Source organism: Rhizobium sp. BT04, assembly GCF_030053135.1.
In the GTDB taxonomy this organism is placed as follows: Bacteria; Pseudomonadota; Alphaproteobacteria; order Rhizobiales; family Rhizobiaceae; genus Rhizobium; species Rhizobium binxianense.
This window is the reverse complement of sequence record NZ_CP125652.1, coordinates 3,349,244-3,364,606: the sequence shown is the minus strand read 5'-3', so window position 1 is coordinate 3,364,606 and position 15,363 is coordinate 3,349,244. Positions and strand designations below refer to the sequence as shown.

General features: G+C 61.8%; 16 protein-coding genes. 13 read left to right on the top strand and 3 right to left on the bottom strand.

The annotated features are described in order from the left end of the window. Positions 1–71 precede the first annotated feature (71 nt). Positions 72–440 (bottom strand): YraN family protein, encoded by a 369-nt coding sequence (locus QMO82_RS24635; protein ID WP_183605390.1) that lies wholly within the window; start codon positions 438–440, stop codon positions 72–74. Then, entirely contained in the window at positions 430–1,347 is a 918-nt protein-coding gene (rsmI, locus tag QMO82_RS24630) for a 16S rRNA (cytidine(1402)-2'-O)-methyltransferase (RefSeq protein ID WP_183605389.1), read from the bottom strand. Before rsmI ends, QMO82_RS24635 begins: the two co-directional genes overlap by 11 nt. A gap of 248 nt (positions 1,348–1,595) precedes the next feature. On the opposite strand from rsmI, the gene dnaN reads away from it, so the two are divergent. From dnaN to QMO82_RS24595, 7 genes are all read left to right on the top strand, one after another. Then, complete coding sequence (dnaN, locus tag QMO82_RS24625) at positions 1,596–2,714, top strand: DNA polymerase III subunit beta (RefSeq protein ID WP_183605388.1); 1,119 nt, start codon at positions 1,596–1,598, stop codon at positions 2,712–2,714. A gap of 51 nt (positions 2,715–2,765) precedes the next feature. Further along, positions 2,766–3,677, top strand: a complete 912-nt coding sequence (locus tag QMO82_RS24620) for a DUF72 domain-containing protein (RefSeq protein WP_183605387.1) — start codon at positions 2,766–2,768, stop codon at positions 3,675–3,677. A gap of 95 nt (positions 3,678–3,772) precedes the next feature. Next, positions 3,773–4,372 (top strand): phospholipid N-methyltransferase PmtA, encoded by a 600-nt coding sequence (gene pmtA, locus QMO82_RS24615; RefSeq protein ID WP_183605386.1) that lies wholly within the window; start codon positions 3,773–3,775, stop codon positions 4,370–4,372. After that, positions 4,373–4,954 carry a histidine phosphatase family protein gene (locus QMO82_RS24610; RefSeq protein ID WP_183605385.1) on the top strand — a complete coding sequence of 194 codons (582 nt, stop codon included), beginning with the start codon at positions 4,373–4,375 and terminating at the stop codon, positions 4,952–4,954. A 6-nt stretch (positions 4,955–4,960) separates the two neighbouring features. Further along, positions 4,961–5,668, top strand: coding sequence for an orotidine-5'-phosphate decarboxylase (pyrF, locus tag QMO82_RS24605; RefSeq protein ID WP_183605384.1), 708 nt, complete (start codon positions 4,961–4,963; stop codon positions 5,666–5,668). A 25-nt stretch (positions 5,669–5,693) separates the two neighbouring features. Beyond that, positions 5,694–5,981, top strand: a complete 288-nt coding sequence (locus tag QMO82_RS24600) for a DUF1330 domain-containing protein (RefSeq protein WP_183605383.1) — start codon at positions 5,694–5,696, stop codon at positions 5,979–5,981. Between the two features lie 111 nt (positions 5,982–6,092). Next, a complete protein-coding gene (locus tag QMO82_RS24595; protein WP_183605382.1) occupies positions 6,093–7,073 on the top strand; it encodes a complex I NDUFA9 subunit family protein in 981 nt (326 codons plus the stop codon). 819 nt (positions 7,074–7,892) lie between these two features. On the opposite strand, the gene QMO82_RS24590 is transcribed toward QMO82_RS24595, so the two are convergent. Next, on the bottom strand, positions 7,893–8,690 hold the full coding sequence (locus QMO82_RS24590) for an undecaprenyl-diphosphate phosphatase (protein WP_183605381.1): 798 nt from the start codon (positions 8,688–8,690) through the stop codon (positions 7,893–7,895). Between the two features lie 230 nt (positions 8,691–8,920). On the opposite strand from QMO82_RS24590, the gene QMO82_RS24585 reads away from it, so the two are divergent. The 6 genes from QMO82_RS24585 to QMO82_RS24560 all read left to right on the top strand — a co-directional run bounded on the left by QMO82_RS24585 (position 8,921) and on the right by QMO82_RS24560 (position 15,355). Beyond that, on the top strand, positions 8,921–9,613 hold the full coding sequence (locus tag QMO82_RS24585) for a glutathione S-transferase family protein (RefSeq protein ID WP_183605380.1): 693 nt from the start codon (positions 8,921–8,923) through the stop codon (positions 9,611–9,613). Between the two features lie 12 nt (positions 9,614–9,625). After that, positions 9,626–10,783, top strand: a complete 1,158-nt coding sequence (gene queG, locus QMO82_RS24580) for a tRNA epoxyqueuosine(34) reductase QueG (RefSeq protein ID WP_183605379.1) — start codon at positions 9,626–9,628, stop codon at positions 10,781–10,783. Further along, positions 10,783–11,652, top strand: coding sequence for an SDR family oxidoreductase (locus tag QMO82_RS24575; RefSeq protein WP_183605378.1), 870 nt, complete (start codon positions 10,783–10,785; stop codon positions 11,650–11,652). Before queG ends, QMO82_RS24575 begins: the two co-directional genes overlap by 1 nt. A gap of 408 nt (positions 11,653–12,060) precedes the next feature. Further along, positions 12,061–12,423, top strand: coding sequence for a septal ring lytic transglycosylase RlpA family protein (locus QMO82_RS24570; RefSeq protein ID WP_097612507.1), 363 nt, complete (start codon positions 12,061–12,063; stop codon positions 12,421–12,423). Between the two features lie 150 nt (positions 12,424–12,573). Next, entirely contained in the window at positions 12,574–13,863 is a 1,290-nt protein-coding gene (locus QMO82_RS24565; RefSeq protein WP_183605377.1) for an RsmB/NOP family class I SAM-dependent RNA methyltransferase, read from the top strand. A gap of 220 nt (positions 13,864–14,083) precedes the next feature. Next, entirely contained in the window at positions 14,084–15,355 is a 1,272-nt protein-coding gene (locus tag QMO82_RS24560; RefSeq protein ID WP_183605376.1) for an imelysin family protein, read from the top strand. The last annotated feature ends 8 nt before the right edge of the window (positions 15,356–15,363 follow it).

Below are 15,363 nucleotides of genomic sequence, written 5' to 3'. Positions count from 1 at the left end.
GAGTCGTAAGAAGCTGGTTCACGCGGGGACTAAAATTTTAACGATCGGGAAAGCCGATGGGTCGAAAGAGGTCAGAAGGCATCAATAAAGTGCCGCGGCAGCCGGCCCGGCATGATCGCCACGATATCATAACGCTGGGAAAGGCGGGCCTGATCCGCCTGGCGGGCAAGCCAGAGGTCGCTTGCCGCCCGTATCCGCTTCTGGGCGGAGACAGAGACGGCGTCGACAGCCGCTGCCTCGCCATGGCGGGCCTTGACCTCGACGAAAACGGCAAGATCGCCCTTGCGGGCAATGATATCGATCTCGCCGAGCCGGGTGCGGTGGCGCAGAGCCAGGATGCGGTAACCCTTCAGCATCAGGAAGACGGCCGCGACATATTCCGACATGCGACCGCGGCGCAGCGCCTTCCTCCTGATGGCGGTGAGGTCGCTATCGGCCATCGGCGCCCTTCAATTCCAGCAGGCGTTGATAGAGCACCTTGCGCGGCAGGCCGGTGAGGCGAGCGGCTTCCGTCGCCGCCTTGGCCGTCGGCATTGATTTCGAGAGATCCGCCAGCACGGCTTCGACATCGGCCTCATCCGTCTCCACCGGCTCCGGCGGGCCGATGACGAGGACGATCTCGCCCTTGACGTTTTCCACCTGCTGATAATGCGCGGCGAGGTCGGCAAGGGTGCCGCGGCGGAACTCCTCATAGGTCTTGGTCAGCTCGCGGCAGACGGAGGCCGGGCGCGTGGCTCCGAGCACATCGGCGGCGGCGAGAAGCGTCGCGCCGATGCGATGCGGCGATTCAAAGAAGATCAGCGTCGCCGGGGCTGCGGCCAATTCACCGAGACGGTCGCGGCGGGCCTTGTCCTTGACCGGCAGGAAACCGGCGAAGAGGAAGGCGTCATTCGGCAGGCCGGAGCCGACAAGGGCTGCAAGCGGCGCCGAAGCGCCGGGAATGGGAATGACGCGGTAACCCGCCGCAATCGCCTGTTGCGCCAGCCGATAACCGGGATCGGAAACCAGCGGCGTGCCGGCATCGGAGACCAGCGCCACCGACCGGCCGGCTTCGAGCGCCTGCAGCAGTCGGGGGCCGGCCTCGTCGGCATTGTGCTCGTGATAGGAAAAGGGGCGGTTCTGGATGCCGTAGCGGTCGAGCAGCACGCGGGTGACGCGCGTATCCTCGCAGGCGAGCACATCGGCGCCGGCCAGCGTTTCCAGCGCGCGCAGCGTGATGTCGCCGAGATTGCCGATCGGGGTGGCGACGAGATAGAGCGCCGCCTCCAGCGGCCGGGCCGGCACCGTTGCATTGTGCAGGCGGAAGCTTCGCCGGGTGGCTGCTTCCGCTGTCGTTTCCTCATTCATGCCATTTGCTTTCGTCCCGCCGTCATCGAACTCTTATGGGCGAGCGGCAGCGCTTCGGCAAGGGTTCGGATTTCTGTGAGCATTGCTCCGGAAAACCTGAAATGCAGGCGCTTGGCCCTGCATGCCTCTTGCATTCCGATGCTGAAGTCTGCCATTTTGCCCGTCCACTCCCCCGGCCTCAAGTCGGGACAGCATTCTTCGGGTGCTCGATGCGCCCGGACAGTCACGGTCGAAAGCGGTAGCATCCCATGCGTATTACTATTGAGCGGTCAAACCTGTTGAAATCGCTGAACCACGTCCACCGCGTGGTCGAACGTCGCAACACGATCCCGATCCTGTCCAACGTATTGCTCAAGGCCGACGGCCAGAACCTCGACATGAAGGCGACCGACCTCGACCTCGAAATCACCGAGGCGACGCCTGCCAGCGTCGAGCAGCCCGGCGCCACCACCGTTCCCGCCCACCTTCTCTACGATATCGTCCGCAAACTTTCCGACGGCTCGGAAGTGCTGCTGGCCACCAGCACCGACGGCGGCTCGATGACCGTGCAGTCCGGCCGATCGAAATTCTCGCTGCAGTGCCTGCCGGAATCCGACTTCCCGGATCTGACCGCCGGCACCTTCACCCATAGCTTCAAGCTGAAGGCGACCGATCTGAAGATGCTGATCGACCGCACCCAGTTTGCGATCTCGACGGAAGAGACGCGTTACTATCTGAACGGCATCTTCTTCCACACGATCGAGAGCAAGGGCGAGCTGAAGCTCAGGGCGGTCGCCACCGACGGCCACCGGCTGGCGCGCGCCGATGTCGACGCGCCCTCGGGTTCGGAAGGCATGCCCGGCATCATCATTCCGCGCAAGACGGTCGGCGAGCTGCAGAAGCTGGTCGACAATCCCGAGGCTGTCGTGACCGTCGAGGTCTCCGACGCCAAGATCCGCCTGACGATCGGCTCGATCGTCATGACCTCGAAACTGATCGACGGCACCTTCCCGGACTACCAACGCGTCATCCCCACAGGCAACGACAAGGAAATGCGCGTCGACTGCACGAGCTTCGCCCAGGCCGTCGACCGTGTCTCCACAATTTCCTCGGAACGCGGCCGCGCCGTGAAGCTGGCGCTGTCCGAGGGGCAGCTGATGCTGACCGTCAACAATCCCGATTCCGGCAGCGCGACCGAGGAAGTCGCCGTCGGCTACGACACGGACGCGATGGAAATCGGCTTCAACGCCAAATATCTGCTCGACATCACCGCCCAGCTTTCCGGCGAGGAAGCGATCTTCCTGCTGGCCGATGCCGGCTCGCCGACACTGATCCGCGACACGGCGGGCGACGACGCGCTCTACGTGCTGATGCCGATGCGCGTCTGACGGGAACGAAGCCTGCTTGCCTCCGTTTTACCCTGTGAAGGCGGAGGATCCTTGATGAAGAAGACTGGAACGGTTCGCATCGGCATATCCGGCTGGACCTATGCCCCCTGGCGCGGCCAATTCTACCCGAAGGACCTGCCGCAGAAGCAGGAGCTTTCCTACGCCGCCCGGCACTTCCCATCGATCGAGATCAACGGCACATTCTATAGCCTGCAGCGGTCCGAAAGCTTCGGCCGCTGGCGCGATGAAACGCCCGACGATTTCGTCTTTGCGGTCAAGGGCCCGCGCTTCATCACCCATATGCTGCGGCTGCGCGATATCGAGACGGCGCTTGCCAATTTCCTCGCCTCCGGCCTGTTGCGGCTTGGCCCCAAGCTCGGGCCGATCCTCTGGCAATTTCCGCCGAACATGGCCTTCGATGCCGATCTTTTCGAAAACTTCCTGGCGCTGCTGCCGCAGGACCGCGATGCGGCGACAGCGCTTGCCAAGCGGCATGACGGGCATGTCAAGGGACGCGCCTGGCTTCGAAGCGATGGCGACCAGCCGATCCGCCATGCGTTGGAAATCCGCCACGACAGCTTCCGTTCTCCCGGCTTCATCGAGATGCTCCGGCGCCACAAGGTGGCCCTCGTCTGCGCCGATACGGTGGAGTGGCCGCTGTTGATGGATATCACCGCCGATTTCATCTATTGCCGCCTGCATGGCTCCGAGCAGCTTTATGTCAGCGGCTACGAGGATGAGGCCCTCGACCTCTGGGCGGACCGGATCCGCTCCTGGGCAACCGGCGGAGAGCCGGAGAACGCGCCGCGGGTGCTGGCGCCGCTCAACGCGCCAGCCAAGGGCCGCGACGTCTATCTTTATTTCGACAACACCGACAAGAAACTGCGCGCCCCTGTCGACGCCGATCACTTAAGCGAAAGGCTTGCCGATCTCATGCCGCGTTCGCACCGGAAAGCCGCATGAGCTGTTGATGCCGATATCCTTGTTGCGAAAATCCTTGTCCCGGGAGCGACAAGCAGCATATTAAGACAGTCGATCAACATGCGGATGGGTGGAGAATGCGCTTAAAGGTCAAGGTGAAGGAACGGCTGGGCAAGAAGTTCGACGACGAGATTCGCTTCTTCCGGGGCATGATGCAGGGTCCGAAGACGGTCGGCTCGATCGTGCCGACCTCCTCGATCACCGCCAAGCGCATGGCAAGCGTCATCGACATCAATTCCGAGCTGCCGGTGCTCGAACTGGGACCAGGCACCGGCGCCATCACCAAGGCCATTCTCGGCCGCGGGGTGAGGCCGGAAAATCTGGTCGCGATCGAATATTCGACGGATTTCCATCAACATCTGCTGCGGACCTATCCCGGCGTACACTTCATCAACGGCGACGCCTTCGATCTCAAGACCACGCTCGGCGACTACGGCGACCGGACGTTCGATTGCGTCATCTCCTGCATTCCGCTGCTGAACTTCCCGATGGCAATGCGGGTCTCGCTGCTCGAAAGCCTGCTCGACCGCCTGCCTCCGGGACGGCCGGTGGTGCAGATTTCCTACGGCGCGATCTCGCCGATCGCCGCCAACGCCGATCGTTACAGCATTCATCATTTTGATTTCGTCGTCCGCAATATTCCTCCAGCCCAACTCTGGATCTATCGGCGAGGATAAATGTTCGGACTTTATATCACCCACCCCCAGGTCAAAATCGACCCGGAGGTTCCCGTTCCCAAGTGGGGTCTCTCCGACATCGGCGCCGAGCGTGCCCGCAAGGCTGCGTCGAGCAATTGGGCGAAACGGCTGACCCGCATCATCTCCAGCGACGAGACGAAAGCGATCGAAACGGCGGAAATCCTCGCCGAAGCTGCGGGCGTGACAATCGAGATCGTGCATGGCACGCATGAGAACGATCGCTCTGCCACGGGTTTCCTGCCGCCGGACAAGTTCGAAGAGGCAGCCAACTGGTTCTTCGCTCACCCGCAGGAGAGCTTCAGGGGCTGGGAGCGGGCCGCCGATGCGCAGGCCCGCATCGTCGAGGCCGTCAACACCGTTCTGGCCACGCATGATGCGGCAGCACCGATCGCCTTTGTCGGCCATGGCGGCGTCGGCACGCTGCTCAAATGCCATCTGGCGGGCAGGCCGATCGGCCGCGACCGCGATCAGCCGGGCGGCGGCGGCAATCTCTATGCTTTCGGCCTTGCGGATCGCCGCTTATCATGCGACTGGACGCCCATCGAAGACTGGCGGGGGTGACTTCACATGGACGCACGCGAGCGGTTGATCGTCGGCCTGGATGTTCCAACGATCAGCGAGGCGGAGAAACTGGTTTCCACGCTCGGCGACGACATCCTCTTCTATAAGATCGGCTACCAGCTGGCCTTTGCCGGCGGGCTCGAATTTGCCCGCGATCTCTCCGCCAGCGGCAAGAAGATCTTTCTCGACATGAAGCTGCTCGACATCGACAACACGGTTGCTTCAGGCGTCGAAAACATCGCCAAGATGGGCATGTCGATGCTGACGCTGCACGCCTATCCCAAGGCGATGAAGGCGGCGGTCGAAGCCGCGGCCGGCTCCGGCCTCTGCCTGCTCGGCGTCACCGTGCTGACCTCGATGGATGCCGAGGACCTTGCCGAGGCCGGCTACAGCCAGGATCCGCACAGCCTGGTGCTGCGCCGGGCCGGACAGGCGCGCGCCGCCGGCATGGGCGGTATCGTCTGTTCGGCGGCGGAAGCGGCCGAGGTGCGCGAGATCGTCGGCCCCGATATGGCGATCGTCACCCCGGGCATTCGCCCGACCGGCAGCGACCACGGCGACCAGAAGCGGGTGATGACACCTTTCGACGCACTGAAGGCTGGCGCCACGCATCTCGTCGTTGCCCGGCCGATCGTCAGAGCGCCCGATCCGAGAGATGCCGCCCGCGCGGTGCTCAACGAAATGGTGGGCGCGCTCTGGCCGGCCAACCGCTGAATTCAAAAAACAAAGGGAGAAGACCATGGCCAAGGGATATTGGATCGCCCGCGTCGACGTGCGCGATGCCGAGCGCTACAAGGATTACGTGGCGGCGGCCAAGCCGGCCTTCGAAAAATACGGCGCGAATTTTCTGGCGCGCGGCGGCGCTTTTACCGAACTGGAAGGCAAGGCGCGCGCCCGCAACGTCGTGATCGAATTTCCCTCGATGCAGCATGCGGTCGACTGCTATCATTCGCCGGAATACCAGATCGCCGCGAAAATCCGCCAGGAAGCGGCGGATGCGGAAATGGTCGTCGTCGAAGGCGTCTGAACGGTCTCGCATCCCCAGAAACTGACGGCGCGATGGGCCTTCCCGTTGCGTCGGGATTGGGCTAAGACGAGTGCCGAACAGCATCCCGCAAAGCCTTTCGAGGAGCCTGCCATGACCCTTGCCAACCTGCCGCCACTCGTCACCGTGTTCGGAGGGTCCGGCTTCGTCGGCAGGCACGTGGTTCGGGCGCTGGCCAAACGCGGCTACAACATCCGGGTCGCGGTGCGCCGTCCCGATCTCGCCGGCTTCCTGCAGCCGCTCGGCAATGTCGGCCAGATCTCCTTCGTGCAGGCGAACCTGCGCTATCGCAACTCGATCGACCGCGCCGTCGACGGTGCAAGCCATGTCGTCAACTGCGTCGGCATTCTGCACGAGACCGGCCGCAACACCTTCGACGCCGTACAGGAATTCGGCGCCCGCGCAGTCGCCGAAGCGGCGCGCAACGCCGGCGCAACGCTCACCCATATTTCAGCGATCGGCGCCGACGCCAAATCGACTTCGGACTATGGCCGCACCAAGGGCCGTGCCGAAACCGCCATCCTCACCATCAAGCCCGATGCGGTGATTTTCCGTCCGTCGATCGTCTTCGGGCCGGAGGACAGCTTCTTCAACAAGTTTGCCGACATGGCCCGCATGTCGCCGATCCTGCCGCTGATCGGCGGCGGCAAGACGAAATTCCAGCCCGTCTATGTCGAGGATATCGCCGAGGCCGTCGCCCGCGCCGTCGACGGCAAGGTCGCCGGTGGCAAGGTCTATGAGCTTGGCGGCCCTGAGGTGCTGAGCTTCCGCGAATGTCTCGAGATGATGCTGAAGGTTACCAGCCGCAAGAACCCGCTGGTCTCCCTGCCCTTCGGCGTCGCTTCGCTGATCGGCAGCATCGCCTCGCTGGTCCCCTTCATCACGCCGCCGATCACGCCGGATCAGGTGCGCATGCTGAAGCGCGACAACATCGTCTCGGCAGAAGCCGAAGCGGAAGGCCGCACGCTGAAGGGCGTCGGTATCACGCCGACCATGCCGGCATCGGTGCTCGGCTCCTATCTCGTGCAGTATCGTCCGCACGGCCAGTACACCGGCACCGGCAAGGCCGCCTGAACAATTTCGAGCTTGGAAACAACGCCGTTCGCGGATAACGCGGACGGCGTTTTCGTTGGAGCATTTCCGTTTTTCTTCGAATCACGAAAATGCTCTATCTCTTTCTTTTCACGCAATTCTAGGCAAAGCGTTTCACGCTTTGCCTCGCAAAACCGCTGCACACTTTTGCTGGAATTGCTTTAGCCGTCTCAAGCAAAGCCGGCGCAAGTTTGAAATGTTGTTGTGCTGCTCGTATCAAGTGCAGTTGCATAAAAGACGCATCGGAAAATTTGTGGAATTAACGCCAAATTTAGCAGGAACATTTATTGCTATTTGCCATTCCACTGACTACCAAACCCGCGCGTCTTCCAACGGACTCAACGCTTGGGATCGCGTGCGGCAATCACTGTGAAAGGCATTTCTCGATGGGCAAGTCAATCGCGCTTCTTTTTGCGTGTGCGGCGCTAATTATCCTGGCAGGCTCTTTCGTTGCGCCAGGTTCTGTCGCGGCGGTCAAGGGTGACTGCTCGCCGGCCTACGGCGTCGATCCTTGCTCGACGGCTTCGATCAGCCATTGACGACAGGCCGGCCTTCTGCGCCGCCATTCCAATCAAAGACAAACAGTCAGCCCGAGCGCCTGAATCAGAGGGGCGTCACAATGAGTGCTCCGTTTGGAGTGCTCAGTATTGCCGGCTTAAAAGAGCGGCGGCGACGTATATTCTCTTAATATCACCTGTCTGAAAGACCGGCGCCTCGCCGGTCGTCGGGCTTCTGTTCGCGAAGCCCGACAGGGCATTTGCATTCGCGCCTGGGACGCGAATGCAATGCAGTGGGGATGTCTCAGGCGATCACGCCGGTCGCGGCCATGCCGAGCAGCAAGACGCCGAGAATGATGCGGTAGGTGGCAAACAGCGTGAACCGGTTGCTTCTGATATAGGCGAGCAGCCATTTGACGGCGACGAAAGCGACGATCGTCGACACGACGAAGGCGATGCCGAGCGCAGTCCAATCCTCGTTTGCCGCGCCGCCATCCTTGAAGGTCTTCAGCAATTCATAGCCGCTTGCGGCATACATTGTGGGAATGCCGACGAGAAAGGCGAATTCGGTCGCGGCGGCGCGGTTGCCGGTGCCGGCGAGCATGGCGACGAAGATCGTGGCGCCCGAGCGCGACGTTCCCGGGAAGATGCCGGCAACGATCTGGGCGATGCCAACCAGAATGGCGACGAGCCAGGTGATCTCCTTATGGGGGGCCTTACGCGCCGCAGCCCATTCGGCAAAGATCATCCAGATACCGCCGATGATCAGCGCCCAGGCGATCGGCGTCGCCGTCTCCGGCAATTCAAAACCGAGCTTCTTGACGACGAGGCCGAGGATTGAGGTGATGAGAAAGGCGACGATCAGCTTGGCGGCATAATCGCGGTTGGCCGGATCGCGCCAGCCGAGCACCAGATCCAGCAGACGACGCCAGTAGATGATGGTGACGGCGAGGATGGCGCCGGCCTGAATGACGATGTTGAACATATCAGACCGGTGTCCGAGCCATTGCTCGGCAATGATCAGGTGGCCGGTGCTCGAGATCGGCAGAAATTCGGTGATCCCCTCTATGACACCGAGAATTGCAGCATTTATATAATCCATACATTGTCTCCGGTTTAAAGTTCGGCCGGGCCTGAGCGCTTGGGTCGATCAGGCTGCCGCTTCCATTCGTTCGTTAGACCGTGTTTCGCCATCGTCAGATGGGGTAAAATCCGATTCGCTTGTATTGGCGGGGCCAAGCTCCTATAGCTTCAACCAATGAGTCATGACTAGGGCGCTATAATCGAGCTGCCACACAGTCCTGTAACAGCAATCACAAAGCCCGAGTATCGATGCCCACGCTTTATCATCATCCCATGTCATCCGCATCTCGCTTCGTCCGGCTGATCCTGGCGGAATACGGCTATCAGGCGGATCTGATCGAGGAGCAGACATGGGAAAAGCGCCGGGATTTCCTGGCGCTCAATCCGGCCGGCACATTGCCGGTTTATGTCGACGACAGCATGCGGGCGCTCTGCGGCGCCACCGTCATTTCCGAATATCTGGACGAGACGCACGGCGTGTTGAAACGCGACCGGCGGCTGCTCGCCGAAGACCCTTTCCAGCGGGCGGAAATCCGCCGGCTGGCCGAGTGGTTCATGCAGAAGATGGAAAACGACGTGACCAAGCCGCTCGCCCGTGAGCGTGTCTACAAGTTGCAGATGACCGCCGATCAGGGCGGCGGAGCGCCGGATTCGAAGATTTTGCGCACGGCCCGCGCGAATATCCGCCAGCATATGCGTTACCTCACCTGGCTGGCCGGCTCGCGCCAGTGGCTTGCGGGCGAGCGGATGAGCTATGCCGATCTTGCCGCCGCCGCCTCGATCTCGATCCTCGACTATCTCGGCGAGATCGAATGGGCGGACGCGCCGGTCGTCAAGGACTGGTACCAGCGGCTGAAGTCGCGGCCATCCTTCCGGCCGATGTTGACCGAGCGCGTGCGCGGCCTGACGCCGGTTTCGCATTATGCCGATCTGGATTTCTGACGAGGGCTCTTCATGCCCGAAGCTGATGACAATGACAAAGAGCGCCGCCGCCGCGACAATTTGACCGCGTTCGTGCGGGCAGAATCTGCCGCCAAGGGCTTCGATCTCTGCCGCATCACCCGTCCGGATGCGATCCCTGAAGCGAAAGAGCGTCTCGGCCAGTTCATCGATGCCGGGCGCCATGGGACGATGGACTGGATGGTGGAGACGCGCGACCGGCGCGGCGATCCGCGCACACTGTGGAGCGAGGTGCGCTCCGTCGTCGTCTTCGGCCTCAACTACGCCCCGGAGGAAGATCCACGCGGCATTCTCGACAAGCCCGATAAGGCCGCGATCTCGGTCTATGCCCGCAACCGCGATTACCACGACGTGATCAAGGGCCGGCTGAAGGAGATCGCCACGCGCTTTGCGGCACGGGCCGGCGCAGATGTGAAAGTGTTCGTCGATACCGCGCCTGTGATGGAAAAGCCCCTGGCGGCGGCGGCCGGCTTGGGCTGGCAGGGCAAACACACCAATCTCGTCAGCCGCACCCACGGTTCGTGGCTGTTTCTCGGCACGATGTTCACCACCGCCGATCTCGTGGTCGACGCAGCTGAGGCCGATCATTGCGGCTCCTGCCGCGCCTGCCTCGATGCCTGCCCGACGGCCGCCTTTCCGGCGCCTTACCAGATCGATGCGCGGCGCTGCATTTCCTATCTCACCATCGAGCACAAGGGGCCGATCGATGCCGATCTGCGCGTGCTGATCGGCAACCGCATCTATGGCTGCGACGACTGCCTTGCCGCCTGTCCGTGGAACAAGTTTGCAAGCTCCGCTTCCGAGATGAAACTTAAGGCGCGGGAAGAGCTGAAGGAACCGTCGATCGCCTTTCTGCTGACGCTCGACGATGCCGCTTTCCGCGCCTTCTTCAGCGGCTCGCCGGTGAAACGGATCGGCCGCGACCGCTTTATCCGCAACGTGCTGATCGCCGCCGGCAATTCCGGCGAGACGGCGCTCATCGGGCAATGTCGCAAGCTTTCGGGCGATGCCTCGCCTGTCGTCCGCGGCATGGCGATATGGGCGCTTTCGCGGCTGATGGAGGCTGACGAATTTTCAGCCTTTGCCGCACAAAGGGCTGATGAGCGCGATGACGACGTGCTGAACGAATGGCGGCTGGCAGGAGTGGGCTGATGCATGTGATGATCTTTGGCTGCGGCTATTCCGGCACGGCAATCGCCAAGGCCTTCGCCGGTGAGAACATGCGCGTTTCCGGCACCACGCGTTCGCCTGATAAGATGGACGTGCTCCGCCAGAACGGCATCGACGCATTCCTTTTCGACGGCGAGACCATGGAAGAGGGGCTGCGCCGGGCTTTGGCTGATGTTACCCATCTCGTGCAGTCGATCGCGCCTGGGAAGGCCGATCCGCTGCTGCGGCTGCTCGGCGAAGATGGCGCAAGCCTGCTGCCGAGGCTCGAATGGATCGGTTATCTCTCCACCGTCGGCGTCTATGGCGATCACCAGGGTGCCTGGATCGATGAGGAAACGCCGTGTGTGCCGGTGTCCGGGCGCTCGAAGGAGCGGCTCGAGGCGGAAGCGGGCTGGCTGGCTATGGGTGAGACGTGCTCTGTGCCGGCGGCGGTGCTCCGCCTTTCCGGCATTTACGGGCCGGGGCGCAATGCCTTCTGCAATCTGGAAAGAGGCACGGCGCGGCGCCTGATCAAGAAGAACCAGGTGTTCAACCGCATCCGCGTCGAGGATATCGGCGCGGCGACCCGCTTCCTGTCGGAGCATGGCCTTAGCGGCATCTATAATGTCACCGACGACCGGCCGGGCCCGCCGCAGGAGGTGATCGTCGAGGCAGCCCGGCTGATGGGCGTCGAACCGCCACCGGAGCAGGCGTTCGAGACCGCCGAGCTGACGCCGATGGCGCGCTCCTTCTACGGTGAGAACAAGCGGGTTTCGAATGCGAAACTCAAGGCGGCCGGCTTCGAATTCTCCTTCCCCGACTATCCCATGTCGCTAGCGCAATTGTGGCGGGACGGACGCTGGCGCGGTTAGATCCGGGCCGCTGCCTGTGACCAGGGTCATAACCCAAAATGAGTAGGAAATTCCTACTTTCCGCCTTGAGCAGAACAATTCTCGCCGCACATTATGGTTAACAGCCTTTGAATTTGCTCAAATGTGGCGGTAAATATGGCGAAAGCAGAAAAAAAATTTCGTGATTTTTGTGAAGGCCGTGGAGTTTAAAACTTCGTCGGAAAAATCATTTGAATTTTAGCTGTTTTCATTGCGTTTTTTCCATGTTCCGCCATGCGCGGCCAATTCTCATAATTTATCAATGGTATCACAAATATTACAGACTGTAATATTACGTGATCGTGCGTGGCACTTTTTCGCCACTTTTTAACAGATTTAAGCCCCGCCGCCTGCAAGGGCGTGAGTTCAATAGTTGAGGGGTACTCTGTTTTGAAGAAAATACGTCGTTCTATTATCGCTGCCGCAACTATTGCAGCCTGCTCTTCCTTGCTTCCGGCGGAGAGTTTTGCTGGAAATGGATGTGGTGGTGCTTCATGGTACGCACTTCACTCCAAAACTGCTTCCGGGGAACGTATGAACCCTGCCGTCTTGACTGCCGCACATCGTTCGCTCGCCTTCGGCACCAAGGTCAAGGTCACCAACCGCAACAATGGCCGCACCGTCGTCGTCCGCATCAACGATCGCGGCCCGTTCATCCGCGGCCGGGTGCTCGACCTGTCGCGGGCTGCCGCGCAGAATATCGGCATGGTGAGCTCCGGCACGGCGAAGGTATGCTACCAGGTGATCAGCTAAGCCCGGAGCTTGCGACCGGCTGTGCTGTCAGCGGCGCTTGCTCTTGCCGTCAATCGCGGTTACCACGCGGTTGAGACTTGTGAACAATCCGCCCCGCGACCGTCGCGGCTGCCAGGATCCTTCGCAGGCACGGCAACAGGAGATTTGTGAATGCGTCTGGGCGGCCGCCTCGAAGGGGCGATTTCTGTGCTCGCGGACATCGATGCCCGCAAGCGGCCCGTCGCCGACGCGCTGAAGGACTGGGGCCTGGCGCATCGTTTTGCCGGCTCCGGCGATCGCGCGGCGATCGGCAACATCGTCTATGACGCCCTGCGCATGCGGCTCTCCCATGCCTGGCTGATGGATGACGACAGCGCTGCAGCCATCGCCCATGCCGTGATGTTCCGCCAATGGGGTTTCACCCCTGGCAGCCTTGCCGCCGAACTGGCGGATGACAAGTTTGCGCCGACACCACTGTCGACCGAGGCCGCCTCGGCCTTTGGGAGCCGCTCGCTTGACGATGCGCCGCCGCATATCCGCGGCGATATTCCCGAATGGGTCCAATCCTCCTTCGAACAGGCCTTCGGCGCCGGCTGGCTTACCGAGGCACAGGCGCTCGCCGCCCGCCCGACGCTCGATCTGCGCGCCAACAGCCTAAAGGCGTCCCGTGACAAGGTCGTCAAGGCGCTCGAAAGGGCCAGCGCGCATGCAGCCAAGATCGCCCGCTACGGCATCCGGATTGACGCCGGCGAAGGCGCCTCGCGTCTCCCCAACGTAACAGCCGAACTTTCGTTCCAGAAAGGCTGGTTCGAAGTTCAGGACGAGGGATCGCAGATCGTCGCCGATCTGGTGCTGGCGAGCGACGGCGAACAGGTTCTCGACTATTGCGCCGGAGGCGGCGGCAAAACGCTGGCGATGGCGGCGGCCATGCAAAACAAGGGACAGGTTCACGCCTATGATGCCGACCGCAAACGGCTGGCGCCGATCATCGAGCGGCTGAAGCGGGCGGGCACGCGCAATGTCCAGGTGCATGACGACGCCAGGGCGCTTTCGGCCCTTGCCGGACGCTGCGACAAGGTGCTGGTCGACGCGCCCTGCACCGGCACCGGCACATGGCGCCGCCGCCCCGACACGAAATGGCGGCTGACGACAAAGAACCTCGACGAACGCACCACCCAGCAGCAGGACGCGTTGGCGCAGGCGAGCGGCTTCGTCAAACCAGGCGGCGAACTGATCTACGTCACCTGCTCGGTATTGCCTCAGGAGAACGAGGAACAGGTGCGCCGCTTCACGGCTGAGAATTCCGATTTTCAAATCGTCAGCGCCCTGCCTGCCTGGGATCAGCTGTTCGGAAAAGACAGCCTGCGTCCGCACTCTTCCGACGGCCTGACGGTGACGCTGACGCCCGCCTCCACCGACACGGACGGTTTCTTCTTCTGCCGCATGCAGCGCAAGGGCTGACGCGGCCGGGACAATGGATGCCGCGGCGGAATGACGCTGCGCAGCACGGCGCAACGGTCCGATTGCCGCCGATTTTTCACATAAATGCCGTTCAAAAGGGCAGGTTGGCAACAACTGCTCAATGTTAAAATTATTCCAAACTAGAGCGTTTGACACCAGTTTACTTTTGCGCGAAGAGACGGAGCCCGATTAGACGGAAGATCCGTCACAGGAGAGGATCATGAAGCTCAACACATTCCGCGCAGCCTTGGCGATTGCCCCCGCCGCCCTGCTCGCCCTTCCCGCGCATGCCGAGACCGATGCTGCCGCGGTGGTGAAACACTATGCCGACGTGGCGCATGCGAAATACGAAGACTCGCTGACGACGGCCAAGACGCTCGACGCCGCCATCGACGCCTTCCTGAAGGCGCCTGATGACGCGACGCTGAAAGCCGCCAGGGAGGCCTGGATCAAGGCGCGTGTTCCCTACCAGCAGACGGAAGTCTATCGTTTCGGCAATCCGATCGTCGATGACTGGGAAGGCAAGGTCAATGCATGGCCCCTCGATGAAGGCCTGATCGACTATGTCGACGCCTCCTACGGTACCGAGAGCGACGAAAATTCGCTCTATGTGGCCAATGTCATCGCCAACAAGACGATCAAGATCGACGGCAAGGATGTCGACGCCTCGAAGCTGACGCCGGAATTCCTCTCCGGCACGCTGGCCGAGGCCGGCGGCATCGAAGCCAATGTTGCGACCGGCTACCACGCCATCGAATTCCTGCTCTGGGGCCAGGATCTGAACGGTACAGGCCCCGGCGCCGGCGACCGCCCGGCCACCGATTACGACCTCAAGAATTGCACGCACGGCAATTGCGACCGCCGCGCCGAATATCTGAAGTCCGCCTCCACCTTGCTCGTTTCCGACCTGCAGGAAATGACCGACAACTGGACGCCGGACGGTGCGGCGACGAAGAACGTCGAAGCCGATCCGAAGGCCGGCCTCGTCGCGATCCTGACGGGCATGGGTTCGCTTTCCTACGGCGAGCTTGCCGGCGAGCGCATGAAGCTCGGCCTGCTGCTGCACGATCCGGAAGAAGAGCATGATTGCTTCTCGGACAATACCTACAACTCGCATCTCAACGATGCGATCGGCATCGCCGCCGCCTATACCGGCAACTATACCCGCGTCGACGGCACCAAGCTCAGCGGCCCGTCGCTGCACGATCTGGTGGCCGCCAAGGACAAGGCGCTCGACGCCGAAGCGGAAGGCAAGCTCACCAAGACGCTCGATGCCATGAACGCCATGGCAAAGCGCGGCGAGACGGTCGAGAAGTACGACCAGATGATCGCCGAGGGCAACAAGGAAGGCAACGCCGTCGTCCAGGCCGCCATCGACGGGCTGATCGACCAGACGAAATCGGTACAGCGCGTTATTGCCGCACTCGATCTCGGTACGGTTCAGCTTGAAGGTTCCGACAGCTTGGATAATCCTAACGCCGTCTTCAAATAAGTAAAAAG

What these genes read in the sequence shown, in the direction of transcription:
- QMO82_RS24635 (WP_183605390.1), bottom strand. Translation starts at nt 440, where the DNA reads ATGGCCGATAGCGACCTCACCGCCATCAGGAGGAAGGCGCTGCGCCGC.
- QMO82_RS24585 (WP_183605380.1), top strand. Translation starts at nt 8,921, where the DNA reads ATGCCCACGCTTTATCATCATCCCATGTCATCCGCATCTCGCTTCGTC.
- pyrF (WP_183605384.1), top strand. Translation starts at nt 4,961, where the DNA reads ATGGACGCACGCGAGCGGTTGATCGTCGGCCTGGATGTTCCAACGATC.
- QMO82_RS24610 (WP_183605385.1), top strand. Translation starts at nt 4,373, where the DNA reads ATGTTCGGACTTTATATCACCCACCCCCAGGTCAAAATCGACCCGGAG.
- QMO82_RS24590 (WP_183605381.1), bottom strand. Translation starts at nt 8,690, where the DNA reads ATGGATTATATAAATGCTGCAATTCTCGGTGTCATAGAGGGGATCACC.
- pmtA (WP_183605386.1), top strand. Translation starts at nt 3,773, where the DNA reads ATGCGCTTAAAGGTCAAGGTGAAGGAACGGCTGGGCAAGAAGTTCGAC.
- QMO82_RS24560 (WP_183605376.1), top strand. Translation starts at nt 14,084, where the DNA reads ATGAAGCTCAACACATTCCGCGCAGCCTTGGCGATTGCCCCCGCCGCC.
- dnaN (WP_183605388.1), top strand. Translation starts at nt 1,596, where the DNA reads ATGCGTATTACTATTGAGCGGTCAAACCTGTTGAAATCGCTGAACCAC.
- QMO82_RS24575 (WP_183605378.1), top strand. Translation starts at nt 10,783, where the DNA reads ATGCATGTGATGATCTTTGGCTGCGGCTATTCCGGCACGGCAATCGCC.
- QMO82_RS24595 (WP_183605382.1), top strand. Translation starts at nt 6,093, where the DNA reads ATGACCCTTGCCAACCTGCCGCCACTCGTCACCGTGTTCGGAGGGTCC.
- rsmI (WP_183605389.1), bottom strand. Translation starts at nt 1,347, where the DNA reads ATGAATGAGGAAACGACAGCGGAAGCAGCCACCCGGCGAAGCTTCCGC.
- queG (WP_183605379.1), top strand. Translation starts at nt 9,626, where the DNA reads ATGCCCGAAGCTGATGACAATGACAAAGAGCGCCGCCGCCGCGACAAT.
- QMO82_RS24565 (WP_183605377.1), top strand. Translation starts at nt 12,574, where the DNA reads ATGCGTCTGGGCGGCCGCCTCGAAGGGGCGATTTCTGTGCTCGCGGAC.
- QMO82_RS24600 (WP_183605383.1), top strand. Translation starts at nt 5,694, where the DNA reads ATGGCCAAGGGATATTGGATCGCCCGCGTCGACGTGCGCGATGCCGAG.